The organism is Streptomyces sp. NPDC025833 (assembly GCF_055558055.1).
The window spans coordinates 136,252-158,570 of sequence record NZ_JBVHNF010000019.1; the positions used below are offsets into that span (position 1 = coordinate 136,252).

Here is a 22,319-nt window from a genome sequence, read left to right on the forward strand (position 1 = left end):
TCCCGGCCAGGGCGGCCACCGCCGCCGGCTGCGGGCGGGGTCATGCCGGGCGGACGAGGCGGGTTTCGTAGGCGAAGATCACGGCCTGGATCCGGTCGCGGAGTTCGAGTTTGTGCAGGATGCGGCCCAGGTGGGACTTCACGGTGGCCTCGGCGAGGTACAGGGTGGCCGCGATCTCGGTATTGGACAGGCCGTGGCCCACCTGGACGAGGACGTCGCGCTCACGGGCGCTGAGCCGGCTCAGCCGCTCGTCGCGGCCGGCGCCGCGGCCGTCGGGGATGTGCGGGCGGAGGTTGTCCAGCAGGCGGCGGGTGATCCGCGGGGAGACCACCGCGTCGCCCGCGGCCACGCTGCGTATCGCGGTGAGCAGTTCCTCGGGCCTGGTGTTCTTCAGCAGGAAGCCCGAGGCTCCGGCGTGGAGTCCGGCGAAGGCGTACTCGTCCAGGTCGAAGGTGGTGAGAATCAGGACTCTGCTCCGCGGGGAGGTCCGGACGACCTGCCGTGTCGCCTCGATCCCGTCGGTCCCGGGCATCCGGACGTCCATGAGGACGACGTCGGGGCGCAGTTCCCGGGCGAGGCGTACGGCCTGGGCGCCGTCCGCGGCTTCGCCGACCGGTTCCATGTCGGGCTGGGCCTCCAGGACCGTGCGGAAGGCCATGCGGAGCAGCGCCTCGTCGTCGGCGATCAGGATGCGGACGGTCATGCGGACGCCGTTCCGCCGCTGCCGAGGAAGAGGCGGGTACGGACTGCCCATCCGCCGCCCGGAAGCGGTCCGGCCCGCAATTTCCCTCCGTAGGCGGCCGAGCGCTCCAGCATGCCGGGGATGCCGTGGCCGGATGGTGCGGCGCCGGGAAGCGGCGGGCGGGGGCCGGTGTCGGTGACGTCCACGGTGACGGTGTCGGTCGAGCACCGTATCCGGACCCGCGCGCGTGTGCCGGCGGGCGTGTGCTTGAGGGTGTTGGTCAAGGCTTCCTGTACCAGGCGGTAGACGGTCAGTTGGGCGGTGGCGGGTACGGGGGCGGGGTCGCCCTCGACTTCGAGGCGGGTCGGCAGTCCGGCGGCGCACATCTGGGCGGTGAGGGTCTCCAGTTGCGGGATGCCGGGCAGCGGGTGGCGCTCCGCGTCCGGTTCGTCGGTGCGCAGGAGGCCCAGCGTGCGCCGCATGTCGGTCAGTGCCTGCCGGCCCGTCTCGGAGATCTGGAGCATCACGGTGGTGGCCCTGTCGGGCGAGCGGTGCTGCGCGTAGACGGCGGCGTCGGTGAGCGCGACCATGACGGACAGGTTGTGGGTGACGATGTCGTGCATCTCCCGGGCGATCCGTGTCCTCTCCTCGGCGACGGCCAGTCGTGCCTGCTGGTCCTGTTGCTGTTCCAGGCGTACGGCCCGTTCCTCCAGGACGGCGAGGTAGGCGCGCGTGGTCCGTACGTTCACACCCAGGACGGCGGCGGCGACGACCCCTGCGGTCACCGCGACGAAGAGGGCCGGGAAGGCGCCTTCCGCCGCCCAGCGCAGGCAGGCCAGCAGGGCTCCGCCCTCCACGACGGCAGCGGCGACGAGCGTGCCGCGCCGGCCCGTGTTCGCGGCGGCCGTGTAGAGGGCCACCAGCAAGGCGATGTCCGCCGGCAGTTGGACGTTCATCAGCCACTGGGCGAAGGCCGCGGTCGCCACGGCGCCGAACACCGTGAGCGGGGCCCGGTGCCGCCACACCAAGGGCAGCGCGAGGGCGACGGTGAGGGTCGCGGCCACCGGGAGCTCCTGCGGCGCGCGCGTGGTCGTGATGTGGAGCAGGAGCAGCGCCGGCAGCAGCGAGTCCCTCACCATGGGGGGCGGCATCAGGGCCCGGCGCCGGGTGGGTCGCGCCGGCCGCGCCGCTCGCACGGAGGCCGGGTCGGCGTGCCTCGTCCCCCGTACGGCTGTCGTCGTCCGCCGCGGGCGGTCCCGGTGGCGCTCCGGGTGGGCGTTGCCGGGCTCCGCTGCCGCCTCGGTCATCACACGTCCCTGTCGGTGTCGGCGTCCTGGTGGCCCCGGCCGGGGCCACCGCCGCGTACTGCCGGAAGCCGATCGGGGGCGGCGCGCGCACCCCGTGCTCCCCGGCGTGTGCCGCGGCCCTGTCACGGTAGGCCGCGGGCCCGCGAAGTACATGAACCCACCGTCTGACGGCAACGCCCCGAGGTACGACCGCAGGAGGAGGGCCGCTGCCTTCCGCGGTCGCAAAGCGGCCGGTCGCGGAGCGTGTTCGGCTGCGACTCCGGTCGTACGGGCCAGGTGCCCGGTTGCGACTCCGGTCGCACAGGAGGCACGCCCCGGATTGCGACTCCCGTCGTATGCGCCGGCCACTCGGGATCGATGTGGATCGGGTGCCGCGCCCGCAGGATGACCCGGTGACCGAGATCATCGTGGGGCTGTACATGTCCCCCCTGGAATTCCTTGCCCTGACGGGTGCCGTCGCGCTGGTGGTGGCGCGCTGGCTCCCCCTCGCCGCCCGCCCGCACGTCACGATCGCCGCGGGTGCGGTGCTCGTACCGTCCGCGATCGTGCTGGGTGCGGCCGGTATCCGCTGGCAGATGCTGCCGGTGCTGGCGGGAGCTGCCGTCGTGTCGCCGTTCGCCCTCTCTCCCCTGCTGCGACGCCGTACCGGCGGGCGGGCGTGGCGGGCCCGGTGGTGGCTGGCGTTGCCGGGGTCGGTGGCCTGCGCCGGCCTGATCGCCGCGGGTCCGGTGGCCGCCTGGGCGTTTCCCGTGCCCGTCTTCCCCGAGCCGTCGGGCCGTTTCGCGGTCGGCACCCGCGTGGTGCAGTGGACCGACCCACGCCGTCCCGAGACCTTCACCGCCGATCCCCACGACCGGCGCACGGTCGTGGTCCAGCTCTGGTACCCCGCGCGGAAGAGCCCCGCGGGCACCCGGCGGGCCCGCTACCTCGGACGCACGGAGCAGGAGGCGCGCACCGTCTCCGACGCCCTCGCCCACGACGTGGGCCTTCCCGGCTTCCTGCTCGACGGCGTCCGCCGTGCCCGCACCCACGCGGTTCCCGACGCCCCGGTGGCCGGTGCGGGCGGACGGTTCCCGGTCGTGCTGTTCTCTCCCGGCTCGGGCGGGGTGCGCACCCAGAACACCGCCTGGGCGGAGGAACTGGCCAGCCACGGCTATGTGGTTGCCGCCCTCGACCATCCTTACGACTCCGCCGCCGTCGTCCTCGTCGACGGCACGACGGTGCACGCCAGGACCGCTTCCACCGGCGACCGGGACAAGGACGCCAGGCTGGCGGCCGGCTGGACGGCTGTCCGGGCAGCGGACCTCGGTTTCGTCCTCACCCGGCTCGACCGTCTTGGCCGAGGCGGGATCGCAGACCCTCTGGCCGGGCACCTGGACACCGGCCGGGTCGCGGTCACCGGCCATTCCATGGGGGGTGCCGCCGCCTTGCGGGCCGCCCGGCAGGACCACCGGTTCGACGCCGTCATCGACCTGGACGGCTACCCGCACGGCCCCGTCTCCCCCGCCCTCCACCAGCCGACGCTCGCGCTCACCCAGGCCGTCACCCCCGCGACCGACCCGCGGTACCTGCCCCGGCTCACCGAGGCCCTCGGGCGCAACACCGCGACGAGCTACCGGCTCACCGTCTCCGGCGCCGCGCATCTGACCTTCATGGACGGCCCCCTGTACCTGCCGCCCGTGCCCTCGATAGTCGGCTCCCTGGGCCGCGCGGAGAGCCCGCGCGTCGTGGCCGCGGCCACGCTCGCCTTCCTGGACGCCACCTTGCGGCACAGGCCCGGTGACCTCGCCCGCGCTCTGTCGGCCTACGGCGACCTCACCGTCCGCACCCCGGCCGGCAGCCGCTGACCGACTGCCTGCATGCTCCTGGGTCTCCGGTGGTCCGCTGTCCCTCTCGGGAGAGCGGACCACCGGAGGCCAGAGGCACAGCCACCGGCTGCGCCGTGGGCGGGCTTCGCTGCAACGAAGTCCGCCCGATCCCCTGTTGTGTCGAGTGGCAACGGCCGGGGAGACCGGGAATGGGGGCGGGGAACGGGACGGAGGAAACGTGTGAGGCTACCGCCGGGCCGGCCGGAAGCACGGTGGATCTCGGACCGGCGGTACGCGGAAAGATGTCCACCGGCTCTCCGGTGGCGGGGCAGGCACGCGAGTGGCCTCGGCGCAGGCCGCAGCAGGAAGGCGGCCCGGCGGGCAGACGTCAGCCGTTCACCCCATGACGCGCGGCCGGAGGGCATACGGGTGCCCTGCACCGGCACGCCGCCACGTCGAGGGATGAGTGCGCGGGCCACGGCGGGACCGTGACCGCACGGGGTCCGGGGCCCGAACGGGGTCCCCTCCCCCGTGCCGGCGGTGGTCTGCACGCGGATCGCGCCCAGGGCGGTGGCCCGTCCGGGGCGGCGGCAGGCGTGTTCCCCGGTGCCCCGTGCCGGCTCGGCCGGTACCGGACCTGCCCACCGTCGGCAGCGCGGAGGACGAGCGCGAGGTGGCGGGCGTCCGGTCCCGCGAGCCGGCGCGGTGCTCGCGGTCGCCCCGCCGGCACGGGGAGGGCGGGGGCCGGCCTGGCGCACACGAAGCCCTGTGCTGGTGGCATGTCAGGTCCCTCCCGTCCGGCTGGTGCAGGCGTCGGATCCCCGGGCGGTGTTGCCCGGCGAGCCTGTAACTCGATGTCCCCTGAGAGTTGCTGTTTCATCCGTCCCACGCAACGGGTCGCGGCCGCCCGAAGCGGGTCATCCGCTCGCCGCCGGAAAACATCCGCCGCCGGTCCTCGCAGGTGACCTGCGCCTTCCGGTGTGACGGTGGGTCACGCAAGGCGGGACGCGCTGAAACACGGGTGGCGGAACGGCCTTTACCGCGGCGGAGCCAGGGCAGAAAGGTGTCCGGTGGGGCTCTGGACCCTCCAGCTCTGCAAGGCCGGAGGATCGTCGAAAACGAGCCTCGCGTCGAGTGGCAACGACCGAGGAGAACACATGAAGAAGCGCACGCCCGCGCACGCGCCTTGCGTGCAGAGCCCGGCCACGAGCGGCAGCTCTCCGCTGCCGGCTCCGGCCGTGGTCGTCATCGTGGTGGTACTGACCCTGACCGCCGCACTGGCGGCCCGGTCGCAGAACCTGCAGACCGTGATAGCGATCCTCACCGTCGGCAGCCTGCTGTCGGTGGAACTGATCCGCCGCACGGTCGCCGTCTTCTCCGACCGCCGCGTGTAAGGGGGGAGCGTCATGGGGTGCGACACCAGCGCCCTGGCGACGCGGAACCCCGACGTGGTGGAGCTGGCGCAGTGGCTGCAGTCACTGCGCCGGCTCTCGGGGTCGAGCTACCGCCAGATGGCACAGCGTTCCTCTCACCAGACCCACCGGCCGGTTCCTCATCTGCGGTTCTTCCAGGCAGACCGCGGAAACCGGCTGCCGTCCTGGCAAGCCGTGCACGACTACGTACGGGCGTGCGACGGGGACCTGCGGCACGCCGAACGCCTGTGGAAGAAGGCCGAGGCCACCACGGTCCCGGCCGGTGCCCGGCCTCGGCGTCAGCGGCCCGTGCTGGCCCCGCAGTACATCTGTGAGCCGATCGAGCTGCTGGACGCCATGCGCGCCCTGCGGTTCGCCCACGGCAACAAGACGCTGCGCGGGCTGGAGCTGGAGGCCACCGAGCACGGTGTCAGCCACCTGCCGCGCAGTTCTCTGGGCGCGGCCCTCAGCGGCAAGCGGATGCCTTCCAAGGCCCTGCTCCTCACCTTCGTGAAGGTGTGCGGCGGGGTGGAGCCGGGCTCTGCCGCGGCTCTGCTGTGGGAGCAGGCCTGGGACAGGGCCGACGCCCACCGGCGCGGGCGGCCGCTGCCCACCGCCGGCCACCTGCGGCAGCCCGAGCGGGCGGCGCGGCCGGATGCGGGCGGTCCGGTCTCCGAGGCGGCATCGTCCGTTCACGCGGACCCGCCGAAGCGGCCGTCGCGGTTGCGGCGGCTGGCCGGCCGGTTACTGCTCCAGGTCCTGCAGGCTTCCGTGACCGGGCCGGCCCCGGAGAGCTGACACCGCGGCCGGCGAGGGGGCGCCGCCCGTCCGACACAGGCCGGGCGGCGCTTCCGGATGCCCAGAGCGCCGGCGCCTGGCTGTGGACGAGGCCGGGAAGGCCCCGCGTGCGCGGCGCCGGCCCGGGGTCAGTGGTCGTGCGGCTCGTCCCGGTGGACCGGCCCGTGGGGTTCCTCGCAGTGCCCCGCGTCCCGCGTGCGCGACAGGTCGCGGTCGCCGGGCAGAGCCACCTGCAGGACCGGGTCGGGGGCATGGTCGACCTGGAGGGTGGTGTGGGTGATGCCGTAGTCCTGGCGCAGGACTTCCTCCAGGTCGCGGCGCACGGCGTGGCAGTCGCCGGCCGGCGCGACGAGGACGTGCGCGGACAGGGCGGCCTGACCCGAGGTGATCTGCCAGACGTGCAGGTCGTGCACCTCCACGACGGCCGGTTCGGAGACGAGTCGGTCGCCCAGCCGGTCCGGGTCGACGTCGGCCGGTGCGGCCTCCAGGAAGATGCGGCCCGAGTCGCGCAGCAGACCGTATCCGGCCTTGGCCATCAGGGCGACGACGACGAGCGTGGCGATCGGGTCGGCCCGGGAGAAGCCGGTGGTCACCACGATCAGGGCGGCGACGGCGGTGCCGATGAAGGCGAACAGGTCGTTGAGGATGTGCTGGTAGGCGCCCTCGACGTTGAGCGAGGAGCGGTTGGCCTTGGAGATGCACCAGGTGGCGACCACGTTGACGGCGATCCCGACGAGGGCGGTGACGAGCATCAGCCCGCCTTCGACCTCGGGCGGTTCGATGAGCCGCCGGACGGCTTCGTACGCCAGCCACGCGCCGAGCAGGAGCAGGGTCAGGCCGTTCGCCTGGGCGGAGAGGATCTCGGCCCGTTTGAGGCCGTAGGTGAAGCCGCCCCGGGCCGGTCGCGCGGCCAGCCGCATCGCGATCAGGGCGAGGACGATGGACGCGGCGTCGGTGAGCATGTGCGCGGCGTCCGAGAGCAGCGCGAGCGAGCTCGCCATGACGCCCACGACGACCTCGGCCGCCATGAATACGGCGATCAGTGTGAGTGCGAGGGCCAGCCAGCGGCGGTCCGCGTCCGCCGAGACCCCGTGGGAGTGCCCGCCGTGGCCGCCCGGGCCGTGCTCGTGTCCCGCGTCGTGCTCGTGCCGGTGTTCCTGATGTCGCTCGCTCATGCTGCGGCTCTTCCCCGTGTGCGACGGATGTCTCGTGCGCAGTGAAACGCATGCGGGCAGAGTTCGCCAAAGGCTGCATCGGTGACCGTTGTCATCTCCGTTAATGCGGCGCTGACCTGCGTAGACGTAGGTTCCCGACCGACTGTCGGGAACCGGGGCGAGATCCGTGCCACCCGGTGACGGGGTCCGCGGGGACAGGTCGAGGTCCTCGGCCCCGACGATCCGACTCCCCGTCTCCGTCTCGCGACCCGCGCGCCCGACCCGGCTCGCGGCGGCCGTGCGCGGAGCCGCGTGACCGGGGGCCGGGACCGAGGCGGGGAGGGCGGCGGCGCCGCGTGCGCAGGGCAGGGGACGCGCGGGCCGGGGTGGATGCTTTCCGGCCCGCGCGTCCCGTTCGGACAACGGGGCGTGCGCGGGGTGCAGTTGGGGGCCGGGGTGGGCCGTCCGCCGTGCTCCGCGGCCGGGCCGGGCCACTGAAGATTTCCTTTGGTCTAGACCTTGACTGTGATCAAGACGGAGGGTTCAGTGTCCGAAAGCATCCTTTGGCACGGCCTGTGCGCATTGACTCGGATCTCACCGGGTCCATTCGCCATGCCCGCGTCACGTGAAGGGGAACCCTGTGCTCAGAAATAGCGTGAAGGCGCTGCTGACCGGACTCGCGGCGGTCGGCTCTCTGGCGGCGGCGGCACTCATGCCCACGGCGGCGAACGCCGCCGAGCCCTCGACGGCTGCGGCGGACGAGTGCGCCGCAGCCCCCAGCTGGTCCAAGGGCGCCAACTACCAGGCGCGGGACATCGTGAAGTACACCGACGGGAAGATCTACGTCGCCGTGCGCGACAACCCCGGTTACGACCCGACGGTGAGCACCTACTACTGGTCGCCGTACACCTGCGGCACCGGCGGCAACCCGTACCCCAACAGCTTCGTGGTGAGCGAGGCGCAGTTCGACCAGATGTTCCCGGACAGGAACCCCTTCTACACGTACAAGGGCCTGACGGACGCCATGAAGGCGTTCCCCAGGTTCGCCCACACCGGCACCGACACCATGCGCAAGCAGGAGGCCGCGGCCTTCCTCGCGAACATCAGCCACGAGACCGGCGGCCTCCGCTACATCAAGGAGATCAACGAGGCGAACTACCCGCACTACTGCGACGACACCAAGCCGTACGGCTGCCCGGCCGGCCAGTCCGCGTACTACGGGCGGGGCCCGATCCAGCTGAGCTGGAACTTCAACTACAAGACCGCGGGCGACTTCCTCGGCATCGATCTGCTGAACCACCCCGAGGAGGTGGAGACGAATCCGGCCGTCGCCATGATGACGGGCCTGTGGTACTGGAACACCCAGGCCGGCCCCGGCCCGATCACCGGCCATGACGCCATGGTCAGCGGCGCCGGCTTCGGCCAGACGATCCGCTCGATCAACGGCAAGCTGGAGTGCGACGGCGGCAACCCGCGCCAGGTCGAGAGCCGGATCAACCGGTACAAGGAGTTCACGCGGATCCTCGGCGTCCCGACGGGCGCCAACCTCCCCTGCTGACCCACCTGTTCCCCCGCTGACCGCGGGACGGCCGCGGGCCGGGCACATCCCCGGCCCGCGGCCTCGCCGCGTTCGCGGCCCGCCGGCAGGTGCGGCCGAGTGCCGCCTCGCGGATCGCGGCGGCCCGCGCGGCGAGGTGCGCCCGCCTTCTCCGGCCGGCCCTCGTTCCCGGCGCGGGGCCGGTGTGGCAGGTGAAGCCGTGGTCCGGGGGTACAAGAGCCTGTGCATCCCGTGCGGATGCCCGCGGGGCCGGGGGGCTCGCGCCGGTTCTGACCTCTTTCTTGCACTCCCCTGACATCGGGGAAATCGACTGACACGAGTTTTACGAAGCCCTGCAATTACGGTTCTTGCGCGCCTGGCCTGCGGCGAAGAGACTCATTACCAGAGTCCGGTGCTTTGCCTTCGTGCCCCATCGGATCACATTTTCGTGGACGCTTTCCGAAAATGCGCCGGTCAGCTGATTCAAGTTTTCACAGGCCCTGGGGGATTTCTCCCGCAGGGCCTTCGCGTGTGTTCCGGAAGCGGTCCACCGGACCTGTCGACCACTCGAGAGAGGCGGTAGTCATGGACACCGCGGTGATCATCGTGGGTGCGGGCCCCGTCGGGCTGATGCTCGCGGGTGAGTTGCGGCTGGGCGGGGCGCCCGTCATCGTCCTGGAGCGCCTGCGGGAGCCCACGGGGCAGTCGCGCGCGCTCGGCTTCACCGTGCGGACGATGGAGATCCTGGACGAGCGCGGGCTGCTCGACCGGTTCGGTGACGTACAGACCAGCCCCATGGGCCACTTCGGCGGGCTCCTCGTGGACTTCGCCGGACTGGACAGCCCGCACCGCACTTCGCACGGAATCAAGCAGTCCCAGACCGAGGAGGTCCTCGGGCAGTGGGCCGCGGCACTCGGTGCGGACATCCGGCGCGAACACGAGGTCACCGGGATCGAGCAGGACTCCTACGGCGTCGAGGTGCGGGTCGCCGGACCGGACGGGCCGCGGACACTGCGTGCCTCCTATGTCGTGGGGTGCGACGGCGGGCACAGCACCGTACGCAAACTCGCCGGATTCGACTTCCCGGGCACGGCGGGCACGTACGAGATGCTCCTGGCCGATGTCGCCGGCTGCGAGATCGCCGCCAGGCCCTTCGGCGAGCGGCTGCCGGGCGGGGTGGCCATGGCGGCTCCGCTGGGCGACGGCATCCACCGGCTGATCGTGAAGGAGCACGGCGCGCCGGCACGGGAGCGGCCCGCGGAGTTCGCCGATGTCGCGGCGGCCTGGCAGCGGGTCACCGGGCAGGACGTCGGCCACGCCACGCCGGTGTGGGCCAGTTCGTTCAGTGACGCCAGCAGGCTGACCGGCGCCTACCGGCGCGGACGGATCATGCTCGCGGGCGACGCCGCCCACATCCACCTGCCGGCCGGCGGCCAGGGCATGAACGTCGGCATCCAGGACGCCGTCAATCTCGGCTGGAAGCTGGCGGCGGTGGCGAGCGGCTGGGCCCCGCCCGGACTGCTCGACACCTACCACCGCGAGCGGCATCCGGTGGGCGAGCGGCTGCTGATGAACACCCGGGCGCAGGGCCTGCTGTTCCTGGGCGGGGAGGAGGTGCAGCCGCTGCGCGACCTGCTCGGGGAACTCATCGCCCTGCCGGAGGTGGGCCTCCACCTCGCCGAGATGGTCACCGGTGTGGAGGTCCGCTACGACATGGGGGCCGACGGCCATCCGCTGCTCGGCCGGCGCCTGCCCTTCCAGGAGCTGGTGACGCGGGACGGCGGCAAGAGCACCACCGCCGAGCTGCTGCGGGCCGGCCGCGGTGTCCTGCTCGACCTGTCCGACGACGCCGCCGTACGGCGGATCGCCTCGGCCTGGCACGGGAGGGTCGAGGTGGTCACCGGCCGGCCGCACGACCCGGCGCCCGACAGCCCGCTCACGGGCACGCGTGCCCTGCTGCTCCGCCCCGACGGCCATGTCGCGTGGGCGTCGCCCGGCAGCGGTGACCTGCCGCGGTCCCTGTACCGGTGGTTCGGCCTGCCGCGCTGAGGCGCCGGGAGCCACCGCCGGTCAACCATCCGACAGAGAAAGAGGACACGGATGCACAGCACCCTCATCGTGGCCCGTATGGCCCCGGAGTCGCAGGCCGAGGTCGCCCGGCTCTTCCGGGAGTTCGACACCACGGAGATGCCGCACCTGATGGGCACGCGGCGCCGCCAGTTGTTCGCCTACAAGGGCCTGTACTTCCACCTGCAGGACTTCGACCACGCCGCGGGCGGGGACACCATCGAGGCGGCCAAGGGCGATCCGCGGTTCAAGCAGATCAGCGCCGACCTGCGGCCCTTCATCGACCCCTACGACCCGGCGTGGCAGACGCCCTCGGACGCGATGGCCGAGCGCTTCTACGTGTGGGACCCGAAGGAGGCGGGAGCGAAGTGACCCGACGCGTCGTCATCACCGGCATCGGCGTGGTGGCACCGGGCGGCACCAGTGCGAAGGACTTCTGGGCCCTGCTGACCGCGGGGCGTACGGCCACCCGCACGCTCTCCTGCTTCGACCCGACGGGCTACCGCTCCCGGGTCGCGGCCGAGGTGGACTTCTTCCCCGGCCAGCACGGTCTGCAGCCGCAGGAGCTGCGCCGGATGGACCGGGCCGCGCAGTTCGCCGTGGTCACCGCGCGCGAGGCGGTCGCGGACAGCGGCCTGGACTTCGCCGCGGCGGACCCGGCGCGGGTGGCGGTCGCCATCGGCAGTGCCGTCGGTGCCACGATCAGCCTGGAGAACGAGTACCGGGTGGTCAGCGACGACGGCCGGCTGCCGCTGGTCGACCACACCTACGCCCCGCCGCACCTGTACCACCACCTGGTCCCGTCCTCGTTCGCCGCCGAGGTGGCCTGGGCGGTGGGCGCCGAGGGCCCGGCCACGGTCATCTCGACCGGCTGCACCTCCGGTATCGACGCGGTGGGTTACGCCGTGGAACTGATCCGTGAGGGCAGCACGGACATCGCCGTCACCGGGGCGACCGAGGCGCCGATCTCGCCCATCACGGTCGCCTGCTTCGACGCGATCAAGGCGACGTCGACGTACAACGACGACCCCGAGCACTCCTCCCGCCCCTACGACTCCACCCGCACCGGTTTCGTCCTCGGCGAGGGCGCGGCCGGGTTCGTGCTGGAGGAGCTGGAGAGCGCCCGGCGGCGCGGCGCGCACATCTACGCGGAGATCTGCGGCTACGCGTCGCGCTGCAACGCGTACCACATGACCGGGCTGCGTGCCGACGGCGCGGAGATGGCCGAGGCGATCCGGGTGGCCCTCGACCAGGCGCGGCTCGACCCGACCGACATCGACTACGTCAACGCGCACGGCTCGGGCACCAAGCAGAACGACCGGCACGAGACCGCGGCCTTCAAGACCAGCCTCGGCGAGCACGCGTACCGGGTGCCGGTCAGCTCCATCAAGTCGATGATCGGGCACTCCCTGGGCGCGATCGGCTCGATCGAGATCGCCGCCTCCGCGCTGGCCATGGAGCACAACGTGGTGCCCCCGACGGCCAATCTGCACCATCCCGATCCGGAACTCGACCTGGACTACGTGCCGTTGCACGCCCGCGAGTGGCGCACCGACTCGGTGCTCACGGTGGGCAGCGGGTTCGGCGGCTTCCAGAGCGCCATGGTCCTGGCCCGACCCGACAGGAGGGCGGCATGAGCGGGGCCGTGGTCATCACGGGCGTGGGCGTCACCGCGCCCAACGGGCTCGGCACGGACGCCTGGTGGGGCGCCACCCGGCAGGGGGTCAGCGGTATCCGGCCGGTCAGCCGGTTCGACGCCTCGGGCTACCCGTCCACGCTGGCCGGAGAGGTGCCCGGCTTCGACCCCGGGGAGCATCTGCCGAGCCGGCTGGTTCCGCAGACCGATCACATGACACGGCTCGCGCTGGTGGCCGCCGACTGGGCGCTCGCCGACGCCGACGTCAAGCCGGGCGACCTGCCCGACTTCGCCACCGGTGTGATCACGGCGGCCTCCTCCGGCGGCTTCGAATTCGGTCAGCGGGAGCTGGAGAACCTGTGGAGCAAGGGCAGCAAGTACGTCAGCGCCTACCAGTCGTACGCCTGGTTCTACGCCGTCAACAGCGGTCAGATCTCCATCCGTAACGGCATGCGCGGGCAGAGCGGTGTGGTCGTCTCCGACCAGGCCGGCGGGCTGGACGCGATCGCGCAGGCGCGCCGGCAGATCCGCAAGGGCACCACGCTGATCGTCTCCGGCGGCATCGACAGCTCCCTGTGCTCGTGGGGCTGGGTGGCGCAGATGTCCGCGGGGCGGGTGAGCACCCGTGCCGATCCCGGCCGCGCCTACCTGCCCTTCGACCGCGACGCCGCCGGTTTCGTGGCCGGCGAGGGCGGCGCCCTGGTGATCCTGGAGGACGCCGAGCACGCCCGGGAGCGCGGTGTGCGCGTCTACGGGGAGGTCGCGGGGTACGCGGCCACGATCGACCCGCGGCCCGGCAGCGACCGGCCGCCGGCGCTGGGGCGGGCGATCTCCCTGGCGCTGGCGGACGCGGGCGTCGCACCCCGCGACGTCGACGTGGTCTTCGCGGACGCGGCGGGCGTGCCGGAGCTGGACCGGCAGGAGGCCGAGGCGCTGCGTGAGGTGTTCGGCGCCCGGGGTGTCGCCGTCACCGCGCCCAAGACGATGACCGGGCGGCTGTACTCGGGGGCGGCGTCCCTGGACGTGACGGCCGCGCTGCTGTCGATCCGGGACGGGGTCATCCCGCCGACCGTCAACGTGGCCCCGGATCCCGCGTACGGGCTGGACCTCGTGACCGGGACGCCCCGCTCGGCGGACGTGCGCACCGCGCTGGTCGTCGCCCGTGGTTACGGCGGGTTCAACTCCGCGATGGTGGTCCGCGCCGCCGGCTGAGCGGCTGCCGCCCCGCAGCACACACCCATCGACAACGTACAGGGAGGAAAGGTCCGTGACCGCACACGAGTTCACCATGGACGACCTGCGCCGCATCCTGCGTGAGGGCGCCGGCGAGGACGTCGACCTCGACGGTGACATCGACGACGTCACCTTCGGCGACCTCGGCTACGACTCACTCGCCCTGCTGGAGACCGGTGCCCGGATCGGCCGTGAGTACGACATCGAGCTGGAGGACACCGTCTTCGTCGACGCCGAGACGCCGCGCCAGCTGGTCGACGCGCTCAACCGGCAGCTTCTCTCGCTGCGCACCGTCTGATTCTCCGCGCGGGGCGGGCGGCCGGTCCCCCCACCGGCCGCCCGCCGCCGTCTTCCGTGCACTTCTCGAACTCCGGGAGGGTTCATGACCACACAGCAGCCCGTCGCCCTGGTCACCGGCGCGACCAGCGGTATCGGCCTCGCGGTCGCCAGGGTGCTCGGTGACCTGGGGCACCGGGTCTTCCTGTGCGCGCGGACCGAGGAGTCCGTGGCGGCCACCGTCAAGCAGCTGACCGAGGAGGGGCTGACCGTCGACGGCCGCGCCTGCGACGTGCGGTCCGCCGACAGTGTCCGTGCCTTCGTGCAGGCCGCCGTCGAGACGTTCGGGACGGTGGACGTCCTGGTCAACAACGCCGGCCGCAGCGGTGGCGGGGTGACCGCCGACCTCACCGACGAGCTGTGGTTCGACGTCGTCGACACCAACCTGCACAGCGTGTTCCGGGTGACCCGCGAGGTGCTGACCACCGGGGGCATGCGGCACAAGGACCGGGGCCGGATCATCAACATCGCGTCCACCGCGGGCAAGCAGGGCGTGGTCCTGGCCGCGCCCTATTCGGCCTCCAAGCACGGCGTGGTCGGCTTCACCAAGGCCCTCGGCAACGAGCTCGCGCCCACCGGCATCACGGTCAACGCGGTCTGCCCGGGTTATGTCGAGACCCCGATGGCGCAGCGGGTGCGGCAGGGGTACGCGGCGGCGTGGGAGACCACCGAGGACGCCATCCTGGAACGCTTCCAGGCCAAGATTCCGCTCGGCCGCTACTCCACGCCGCAGGAAGTGGCGGGGCTCGTCGGCTATCTGACCACCGACACCGCCTCCTCCATCACCGCCCAGGCCCTCAACGTCTGCGGTGGTCTCGGCAACTTCTGACCGCCGGCCGGCGCCGATCAGCAAGGAGTCATCCATGGCGCAGCAGTCCCGCAAGACGGTCGAACACGAGATCACCGTGCTCGCCGACGCACGTGCCGTCTACCGTTTCCTGTCGCAGGTCGAGTTGTGGCCGCAGGTCTTCCCGCCGACCGTGCACGCCGAGACGATCGAGCGCGACGGCGCCGAGGAGCGCATCCGCATCTGGGCCACCGCCAACGGCGAGCCCAAGAACTGGACGTCGCGCCGGACGGTCCGTCCCGACGAGCTGCGGATCGACTTCCGCCAGGAGATCTCGGCGCCGCCGGTGGCCTCCATGGGCGGCAGCTGGATCATCGAGCCGCTGTCCGGGGGCAGTTCGCGCATCCGGCTGCTGCACGACTACCGGGCCGTCGACGACGACCCGGCCGCTCTGGCGTGGATCGACGCGGCCGTGGACCGCAACTCGCGCTCCGAGCTGGCCGCCCTGAAGACGAACCTCGAACTGGCCGCCGGCGGCGAGACGTTGCTGTCCTTCGAGGACAGTGTGGAGATCGCCGGGTCCGCCAAGGACGTCTACGACTTCCTCAACGAGGCCGGGCTGTGGACCGAGCGGCTGCCGCACGTGGCCGCCGTGCGGCTGGCGGAGCCGTCGCCGGGGCTGCAGGTCCTGGAGATGGACACCCGCACCAAGGACGGGTCCACACACACCACCAAGTCGGTCCGGGTGTGCTTCCCCCACCAGCGCATCGCCTACAAGCAGACGGTGCTGCCCGCGCTGATGACCCTGCACACCGGCTACTGGCTGCTGGAGGAGAACGAGGGCGGCGTGAAGGCCACGTCCCAGCACACGGTCGCCGTCAACACGGCGAACATCGCCGCCGTGCTGGGCCCCGAGGCCGACCTGGCCCACGCCCGGGAGTTCGTGCGCACCGCGCTCGGCGGCAACAGCCGCGCCACCCTCGGCCACGCCAAGGCGTACGCGGAGAAGAACCGCTGACCGTTCAGCACCCGAAGACCCGTAGGAGAGCCCCCGTGCCGACCACGCACATCCCCAGTTCCGACATCGACCCGTACACGGACGAGTCGATCCTCGATCCGTACGTCCCCTACCGTGCGCTGCGCGACCTGGGCCCGGTGGTGCGCCTGGACCAGTACCAGGTGTTCGCCGTCGCCCGTTACCAGGAGGTCTACGACGCCCTGCACGACCACGAGGCGTTCATCTCCGGCGAGGGCGTCGGCATCACCGAGCAGCTCAACAAGGCGCAGCACGGCAGCAGCCTGACCAGCGATCCGCCCTACCACGACCTCGTGCGCGGACTGGTCGCCCGGCATCTGACGCCGAAGGCGCTGCGCGAGGTGCACGCCTACGTGGAGGGCTGGGCGGAGCGGCTGGTGGACGAGCTGGTCGCCGGCGGCGAGTTCGACGCGGTGCGGGACTTCGGGCAGGCGTTCCCGCTCGCCATCGTGCCGGATCTGCTGGGCTGGCCGGTGGACGAGGGCCGCGAGCGGCTCCTGGAGTGGGCCGCGGCCGGCTTCAACGCCTTCGGCCCGCTCAACGAGCGGACCATGGCGGGCTTCCCGCACCTCCAGGAGATGGGCGCGTTCCTGCAGCGCATGTCCCTGCCGGGCAATCTGCGGCCGGGCACCTGGGGTGCCCAGCTGGTCGCCGACGCGCAGGCCGGGAAGATCTCCGACGAGTTGCTGCCCGCCCTGCTCGGTGACTTCCTCGCGCCCTCGATGGACACCTCCGTCAGTGCGCTGGCGAGCATGCTGTGGCTGTTCGGCGCGCACCCCGAGCAGTGGGAACTGCTGCGCGAGCAGCCCGGGCTGGCGCCGAACGCGTTCAACGAGATCGTGCGCCGGGAGTCGCCGCTGCGCGGCTTCACCCGGCTGCTCACCGCCGACCGCGAGCTGGGCGGTGTGCCGCTGTCGGCGGGCACCCGGGTGCTGCTGCTGTACGGGTCGGCCAACCGGGACGAGCGGCACTGGCAGTCGCCGGAGACGTTCGACATCACCCGGCCCAACGCGGCCGAGCACCTCGGTTTCGGGCACGGCATCCACGGCTGTGTGGGCCAGGCCCTGTCCCGTCTGGAGGGCCACTCGCTGATGGACGCGCTGCTGCGCAAGGTGCGGCGGATCGAGGTCGGCCGTCCGGTGTGGCGGCTGCACAACACCATCCGGGGCATTGAGTCCCTCCCCGTGGTCCTGCACGCGTGAGCGGCGGCGCGGCCGCGAAGCATCGATGACTAGGAGCGCAGAGTCGTGAAGCTGTTCGTCGATCTGGCCCGGTGCGAGGGCCACGGCCTGTGCGAGGAGGCCGCACCGGAGCTGTTCCGGCTGGACGACCAGGGGGATCTCGACGTCCTGTTCGACACCGCGGCGGAGCTGCCGGCACAGCACGCGGCGGCCGCCGCGAGCGCCGTGCGGGTGTGCCCGATCGGTGCGCTGCGCAGCCGGGGCGAGTGAGCGGGACGGACGCTGACGAGGCGATGCAGGAAGCGAGGAGGTGAGGACGATGACACCGCACACCGGTGAGCACGCGCTGGTCCTGGGCGGGAGCATCGCGGGGCTGCTGGCCGCGCGGGTGCTGTCGGACCGGTACGCGCGGGTGACCGTGGTCGACCGCGACGTGCTGGAGGGCACCGGCGCCCGGCGTGGCGTTCCCCAGGGCCGGCAGATCCACGGCCTGCAACCCCGGGGTCTGGAGATCCTGGAATCGCTGTTCCCCGGTCTGACCGACGGGATGCGGGCGGCCGGGGCCCGGGTCAGCGACACGGTCGACGGCGGTGACTGGTACTTCGGCGAGCGGCCGCTGCGCAGGACCCGCAGCGATCTGGTGACGCTGGCGGCCAGCCGGCCGCTGCTGGAGGCGCACGTCCGGGAGCGGGTCCGGGCGCTGGAGGGGGTGGTGTTCGCCGACGGCCACGAGGTCACCGGTCTGACGGCCACGCCGGACCGGAGCCGGATCACCGGGGCGACGGTGCGCGGGCGCTCGGACGGCGCCGAGCGGGAGCTCTCCGGCGACCTGGTGGTCGATGCCATGGGCCGGGGCAGCCGCACCCCCCTCTGGCTGACCGGGTTCGGCTACCCGGAGGTCGGCACCGACCGGCTGGAGATCGGTGTGGGGTACGCCACCCGCCAGTACCGGCTGCGGCCGGGCGTCGAGCACCACGGTCGGGCGGTCGTGGTGATCGCCTCCCCGGACAATCCGCGGGGCGGGATCTGCGCGCACATCGAGGACGGGCGGGTCCAGGTGACGGTCAACGGCATCCTGGGCGACGTGCCGCCCGCCGAACCGGCCGAGTTCGAGGCGTACCTGAAGTCGCTGCCGGTGCCGGATCTGCACGAGCTGACGCAGTTGGCCGAGCCGCTGGACGACCCGGTCGTGCACCGTTTCCCGGTCAGTGTCCGACGGCGCTACGAGCGCATGGCACGGTTCCCGGACCGGCTGCTGGTCGCCGGGGACGGGGTGTGCAGCTTCAATCCCGTCTACGCCCAGGGCATGACGACGGCCGCGCTGGGCGCCGAGGTGCTGCGCGAGCACCTGCGCCGGGGCGGCCACCCGGCGCCGCTGCCGTACCTGCGGGATCTGGCGCGGCGGGCGATCGGTCCGGTGTGGGACACCAACGCCCTGAACGACCTGCGGTTCCCCGGAGTGCCCGGCCGGCGTTCGCCGCGCACCCGGCTCACCCAGGCCTACAGCGGCCTCGTGCAGCGGGCCGCGACGCGGGACGCCCACGTCAGCCACGCCCTGATCCGGGTGCTGTCCCTGGTGGACCCGGGCACGGCGCTGCTGCGTCCGGCGGTCCTGCTGCGGGTGCTGCGCACGCTGGCCGTGCGGGGCGTGCGGTGAGCGTGCCGCGCCGCCTGGTGGTGGTGGGCGCGTCGCTGGCCGGGCTGCGGGCGGTGGAGGCCGCCCGGCAGGCCGGGTTCGCGGGCGAGGTCACCCTCGTCGGCGCCGAACCGCACCTGCCGTACGACCGCACGGTGCTCTCCAAGTCCTTCCTCGCCGATCCGCGGGCCGCCGAGCCCGCGGTCCCGCATTACCGCGCGCCGCACTCCTACGCCGGCGAGCTGGGCGTGCGGACGCTGCTCGGCCGTCCCGCCACCGCGCTGGACAGCGCCGCCCGCACCGTCCGGGTCGGCGACACCGAGGTGCTCTACGACCGCCTGGTCATCGCCACCGGGGTGCGCGCGCGGCGGCTGGCCGGGGCCGTGCCGCCCGCCGGTGTCCACACGCTGCGCACGGTGGAGGACGCCCGGGCCCTGCGCGGGGCGCTGCGCAGCGCCCGCCGGGTCGTGGTGGTGGGCGCCGGGTTCGTCGGTGCCGAGGTGGCCTCGGCCGCCCGGCAGGCCGGTGCCGAGGTGACCCTGCTGGACGCGCAGCGGTCGCCGCTGACCCGCTCGGTCGGACCCGAACTCGGCTCCCTGCTGGGAGGGTTGCATGCGGAGGCGGGCACCCGGCTGAGGTGCGGGGCCGTCGTCGAGCGGATCGAGGGCGCCGGCCGGGTGGAGCGTGTGGTGCTGCGGGACGGCACCGTGCTGCCGGCCGATCTGGTGGTCGTCGGGATCGGGGCGGATCCGGCCGTGGAGTGGCTGCGCGGCAGCGGAGTCGCGCTGGACGACGGCGTGGTGTGCGGCGGCGACCTCGCCACCGGCGTGCCCGGCGTGTACGCGGCCGGTGACGTGCTGCGCTGGCACAACTCCCTGTTCGACCGGTCCATGCGGCTGGAGCACTGGACCAGCGCGGCGGAGCAGGGGGCCTTCGCCGCCCGGCAGGCGCTGGGCTTCGGGCACGGGGACTACGCGACGGTGCCGTACTTCTGGTCGGACTGGTACGGGGTGCGGATCCAGTTCCTCGGAGTCCCCCAGGCCGAGCGCACCGAGATCGTCGGGGACCCGGCCACGCGGCGTTTCGTCGCCCTGCTCGGCACGGGCGACCGGCTCACCGGGGTGCTGGCCGTCGACCGGCGCGGCGAGGTCGCGCGCTACCGGCGGCTGCTCCGCTCCCGCGCGACGTGGCGCGAGGCACTGGACCACGCGGCCCGCCGGGAGTCCGGTGGCGCCGACGACGGCGGCCGGCGGACCGCGGCGCTGAACGGGGGTGCGAGGTGAACGGCACGGCGGAGGCGCGGGCGCCGCTGGACACGCAGGTCGTCGTGGTGGGCGCGGGACCGGTCGGGCTGCTGCTCGCCGGTGAACTGCGGCTGGGCGGCGCCGACGTCGTGGTCCTGGAACGGCTGACCGAGCCGTCCTCGGAGTCCCGGGCCAGCACCCTGCACGCCCGGACCATGGAACTGTTCGACCAGCGCGGCCTGCTGGACCGTGTCGGCCCGGTCCCGCCGAGCGACCCGCGGGGCCACTTCGGCGGCATCCCCATGGACCTGGGCGGCGTGGACAGCCCGTACGCCGGCCAGTGGAAGGTGCTGCAGACCCGCACCGTTGAGGTGCTGCTGGAGTGGGCGACCGGTCTGGGCGCCGACGTCAGGCCCGGGCACGAACTGGCCGGGCTGGCGCAGGACGGCGACCGGGTGCTGGCCACCGTGCGCACCGCCGAGGGGCGCACCCTGCGGATCGGCTCCGCGTATCTGGTCGGGTGCGACGGCGAGGACAGCGTGGTCCGGCGGCTGGCCGGGTTCGCGTTCCCCGGCGTCGACGCCACCCGGGAGCTGCTGCGCGCGGACGTGGCCGGGATCGACATCCCGGACCGCCGCTTCGAACGGTTCCTGGACGGGCTGGCCATCGCGGGCCGCCGGCCGGACGGCGTGACCCGGGTCATGGTGCACCGGTTCAACAGGCCCGCCGTGCGGCGGACCGGCGCCCCGGCGTTCGCCGAGGTCGCCGCCGTGTGGCGGGAGGTCACCGGCGAGGACATCAGCTCCGGCACCCCGCTGTGGGTGAACGCCTTCGGCGACGCCCGGCGGCAGGCCGCCCGCTACCGCACCGGGCGGGTCCTGCTCGCCGGGGACGCCGCGCACGTGCAGATGCCCGTCGGCGGCCAGGCCCTCAACCTGGGCCTGCAGGACGCGGCGAACCTGGGCTGGAAGCTCGCCGCGGAGGTGACCGGCCGGGCGCCCGCAGGGCTGCTCGACACCTACCACGAGGAACGGCACGCCGTCGGACGGCAGGTGCTGGACAACATCGCGGCGCAGTCGGCGCTCCTGCTCGGCGGCGGCGAGGTGAGCGGGCTGCGCGCCGTCCTCGCCGAACTGCTGCGCCACGACGGTGCCGTGCGGCAGCTCGCGGGCCGGATCAGCGGCGTGGACCAGCCGGGCGCCCAGCGCTCCGAGCGGCCCTGGTCCGGAGCCCGGCTGGCACCGGCGGAACTGGTCACCGGCCCGGGCGCGGTCACCTCGACGACCGAGCTGCTGCGCTCGGGCCGTGGGCTGCTGATCGACACCGACCCCGACGCGCCCGGCCATGCGCACCTGCGCGCGCGCAGTGCGCTGTGGGCCGACCGGGTGCGGGTCGTCGTGGCCACCGCGGCCCCGGGCACCGCCCCGGCCCGGCTCGGTGCCGTCCTGGTGCGGCCCGACGGGCACATCGTCTGGGCGCGTGCGGAGGGCCCCGGGGCCGCTCTCGACGCGCTGCGCCGCTGGTTCGGCGAGCCTCGCGCGCTGGGCACCGTGGCCCGCGCGGCGGGCCCCGGGGAGCCGGACGGCACCCGGGCCGCCGCCGCGGCCGCTCCCGCCGCGGCCGGCGTACCGGCACACGTCCCGCCATCGAGGAGGCAGAAGATGGGAACGCTCGAGAACAAGGTGGCCCTGGTGACCGGGTCCAGCCGCGGCATCGGCCGGTCCGTCGCCGAGCGGCTGGCCGCCGAGGGCGCGCTGGTCGTGGTGCACTACGCCCGCGACAAGGAGGCAGCCGAGGACACCGTGACCGGTATCCGGGCCACCGGCGGCCGGGCCTTCGCGGTCCGTGCGACCCTGGGGGCGCCCGGTGACGTCGACGTCCTCTTCGACGGGATCGAGGAGGGCCTCAAGGAGCACACCGGCGGTGTCGAGCTGGACATCGTCGTCAACAACGCCGGGATCATGGGCGGGGTCTCCCCCGAGGACACCACACCGGAGCTCTTCGACCGGCTCGTGGCGGTCAACGCCAAGGCGCCGTTCTTCATCATCCAGCGGGCGCTGGGCACCCTGCGTGACGGCGGCCGGATCATCAACATCTCCTCGGGGCTCACCCGGTTCGCCAACCCCGAGGAGATCGCGTACGCGATGACCAAGGGCGCCCTGGAGACCCTGGCCCGGCACTACGCCAAGCACCTGGCCGGGCGCGGCATCACCGTCAACAGCGTGGCCCCGGGCCTGACGAACAACGGCGGTGCGGTCTTCGAGGACCCGCAGGCCGTGCGGTTCATGGCCCAGCTGTCCGCGTTCAACCGCGTGGCCGAGCCGTCGGACATCGCGGACGTCGTCGCCTTCCTCGCCTCCGACGCCTCCCGCTGGATCACGGGTGCCTTCATCGACGCCACCGGCGGCACGCTCCTGTGACCCCGGCCGGCCCACGCTCCACCGACACGTTCACCAGGGAGGGCC

19 protein-coding genes are annotated in these 22,319 nt (G+C 73.2%); 16 read left to right on the top strand and 3 right to left on the bottom strand.

Features of this window, described 5'->3' with window-relative positions; all coding sequences use genetic code 11:
* Positions 1-40: 40 nt before the first annotated feature.
* The gene (locus tag ACZ4K2_RS30265) at positions 41-703 is read right to left on the bottom strand and encodes a response regulator (RefSeq protein WP_467480318.1); all 663 of its coding nucleotides are present in this window, start codon (positions 701-703) and stop codon (positions 41-43) included.
* A complete protein-coding gene (locus ACZ4K2_RS30270; RefSeq protein ID WP_467480320.1) occupies positions 700-1,821 on the bottom strand; it encodes a sensor histidine kinase in 1,122 nt (373 codons plus the stop codon). Before ACZ4K2_RS30270 ends, ACZ4K2_RS30265 begins: the two co-directional genes overlap by 4 nt.
* A gap of 560 nt (positions 1,822-2,381) precedes the next feature.
* Here ACZ4K2_RS30270 and ACZ4K2_RS30275 point away from each other — a divergent pair.
* The 3 genes from ACZ4K2_RS30275 to ACZ4K2_RS30285 all read left to right on the top strand — a co-directional run bounded on the left by ACZ4K2_RS30275 (position 2,382) and on the right by ACZ4K2_RS30285 (position 6,007).
* A complete protein-coding gene (locus tag ACZ4K2_RS30275) occupies positions 2,382-3,836 on the top strand; it encodes an alpha/beta hydrolase family protein (protein WP_467480322.1) in 1,455 nt (484 codons plus the stop codon).
* Positions 3,837-4,954: 1,118 nt separating this feature from the next.
* A complete protein-coding gene (locus ACZ4K2_RS30280; RefSeq protein WP_467480324.1) occupies positions 4,955-5,191 on the top strand; it encodes a hypothetical protein in 237 nt (78 codons plus the stop codon).
* A gap of 12 nt (positions 5,192-5,203) precedes the next feature.
* Entirely contained in the window at positions 5,204-6,007 is an 804-nt protein-coding gene (locus tag ACZ4K2_RS30285) for a hypothetical protein (protein WP_467480325.1), read from the top strand.
* Between the two features lie 128 nt (positions 6,008-6,135).
* On the opposite strand, the gene ACZ4K2_RS30290 is transcribed toward ACZ4K2_RS30285, so the two are convergent.
* Entirely contained in the window at positions 6,136-7,182 is a 1,047-nt protein-coding gene (locus tag ACZ4K2_RS30290; RefSeq protein WP_467480327.1) for a cation diffusion facilitator family transporter, read from the bottom strand.
* 619 nt (positions 7,183-7,801) lie between these two features.
* Between ACZ4K2_RS30290 and ACZ4K2_RS30295 the strand changes: the two genes are divergently transcribed.
* The 13 genes from ACZ4K2_RS30295 (at position 7,802) to ACZ4K2_RS30355 (ending at position 22,274) form a co-directional block, all read left to right on the top strand.
* On the top strand, positions 7,802-8,719 hold the full coding sequence (locus tag ACZ4K2_RS30295) for a glycoside hydrolase family 19 protein (RefSeq protein ID WP_467480328.1): 918 nt from the start codon (positions 7,802-7,804) through the stop codon (positions 8,717-8,719).
* A gap of 564 nt (positions 8,720-9,283) precedes the next feature.
* Positions 9,284-10,747, top strand: coding sequence for an FAD-dependent monooxygenase (locus ACZ4K2_RS30300; RefSeq protein ID WP_467480330.1), 1,464 nt, complete (start codon positions 9,284-9,286; stop codon positions 10,745-10,747).
* A 51-nt stretch (positions 10,748-10,798) separates the two neighbouring features.
* Positions 10,799-11,137 (top strand): TcmI family type II polyketide cyclase, encoded by a 339-nt coding sequence (locus tag ACZ4K2_RS30305; protein WP_467480332.1) that lies wholly within the window; start codon positions 10,799-10,801, stop codon positions 11,135-11,137.
* Positions 11,134-12,402, top strand: coding sequence for a beta-ketoacyl-[acyl-carrier-protein] synthase family protein (locus tag ACZ4K2_RS30310; protein WP_467480334.1), 1,269 nt, complete (start codon positions 11,134-11,136; stop codon positions 12,400-12,402). The genes ACZ4K2_RS30305 and ACZ4K2_RS30310 overlap by 4 nt, the downstream gene beginning before the upstream one ends.
* Complete coding sequence (locus ACZ4K2_RS30315) at positions 12,399-13,613, top strand: ketosynthase chain-length factor (protein WP_467480337.1); 1,215 nt, start codon at positions 12,399-12,401, stop codon at positions 13,611-13,613. Before ACZ4K2_RS30310 ends, ACZ4K2_RS30315 begins: the two co-directional genes overlap by 4 nt.
* A gap of 55 nt (positions 13,614-13,668) precedes the next feature.
* The gene (locus ACZ4K2_RS30320) at positions 13,669-13,932 is read left to right on the top strand and encodes an acyl carrier protein (RefSeq protein ID WP_467480339.1); all 264 of its coding nucleotides are present in this window, start codon (positions 13,669-13,671) and stop codon (positions 13,930-13,932) included.
* Between the two features lie 84 nt (positions 13,933-14,016).
* Positions 14,017-14,799, top strand: a complete 783-nt coding sequence (gene fabG / locus ACZ4K2_RS30325; protein ID WP_467480341.1) for a 3-oxoacyl-ACP reductase FabG — start codon at positions 14,017-14,019, stop codon at positions 14,797-14,799.
* Between the two features lie 34 nt (positions 14,800-14,833).
* On the top strand, positions 14,834-15,775 hold the full coding sequence (locus tag ACZ4K2_RS30330; RefSeq protein ID WP_467480344.1) for an aromatase/cyclase: 942 nt from the start codon (positions 14,834-14,836) through the stop codon (positions 15,773-15,775).
* 35 nt (positions 15,776-15,810) lie between these two features.
* Complete coding sequence (locus tag ACZ4K2_RS30335; RefSeq protein ID WP_467480346.1) at positions 15,811-16,995, top strand: cytochrome P450; 1,185 nt, start codon at positions 15,811-15,813, stop codon at positions 16,993-16,995.
* 45 nt (positions 16,996-17,040) lie between these two features.
* Entirely contained in the window at positions 17,041-17,244 is a 204-nt protein-coding gene (locus tag ACZ4K2_RS30340; RefSeq protein ID WP_467480349.1) for a ferredoxin, read from the top strand.
* A 49-nt stretch (positions 17,245-17,293) separates the two neighbouring features.
* Positions 17,294-18,631 carry an FAD-dependent oxidoreductase gene (locus ACZ4K2_RS30345; protein ID WP_467480351.1) on the top strand — a complete coding sequence of 446 codons (1,338 nt, stop codon included), beginning with the start codon at positions 17,294-17,296 and terminating at the stop codon, positions 18,629-18,631.
* Positions 18,628-19,893 (top strand): NAD(P)/FAD-dependent oxidoreductase, encoded by a 1,266-nt coding sequence (locus ACZ4K2_RS30350; protein ID WP_467480352.1) that lies wholly within the window; start codon positions 18,628-18,630, stop codon positions 19,891-19,893. The genes ACZ4K2_RS30345 and ACZ4K2_RS30350 overlap by 4 nt, the downstream gene beginning before the upstream one ends.
* Positions 19,890-22,274 carry an SDR family oxidoreductase gene (locus ACZ4K2_RS30355; RefSeq protein WP_467480355.1) on the top strand — a complete coding sequence of 795 codons (2,385 nt, stop codon included), beginning with the start codon at positions 19,890-19,892 and terminating at the stop codon, positions 22,272-22,274. Before ACZ4K2_RS30350 ends, ACZ4K2_RS30355 begins: the two co-directional genes overlap by 4 nt.
* The last annotated feature ends 45 nt before the right edge of the window (positions 22,275-22,319 follow it).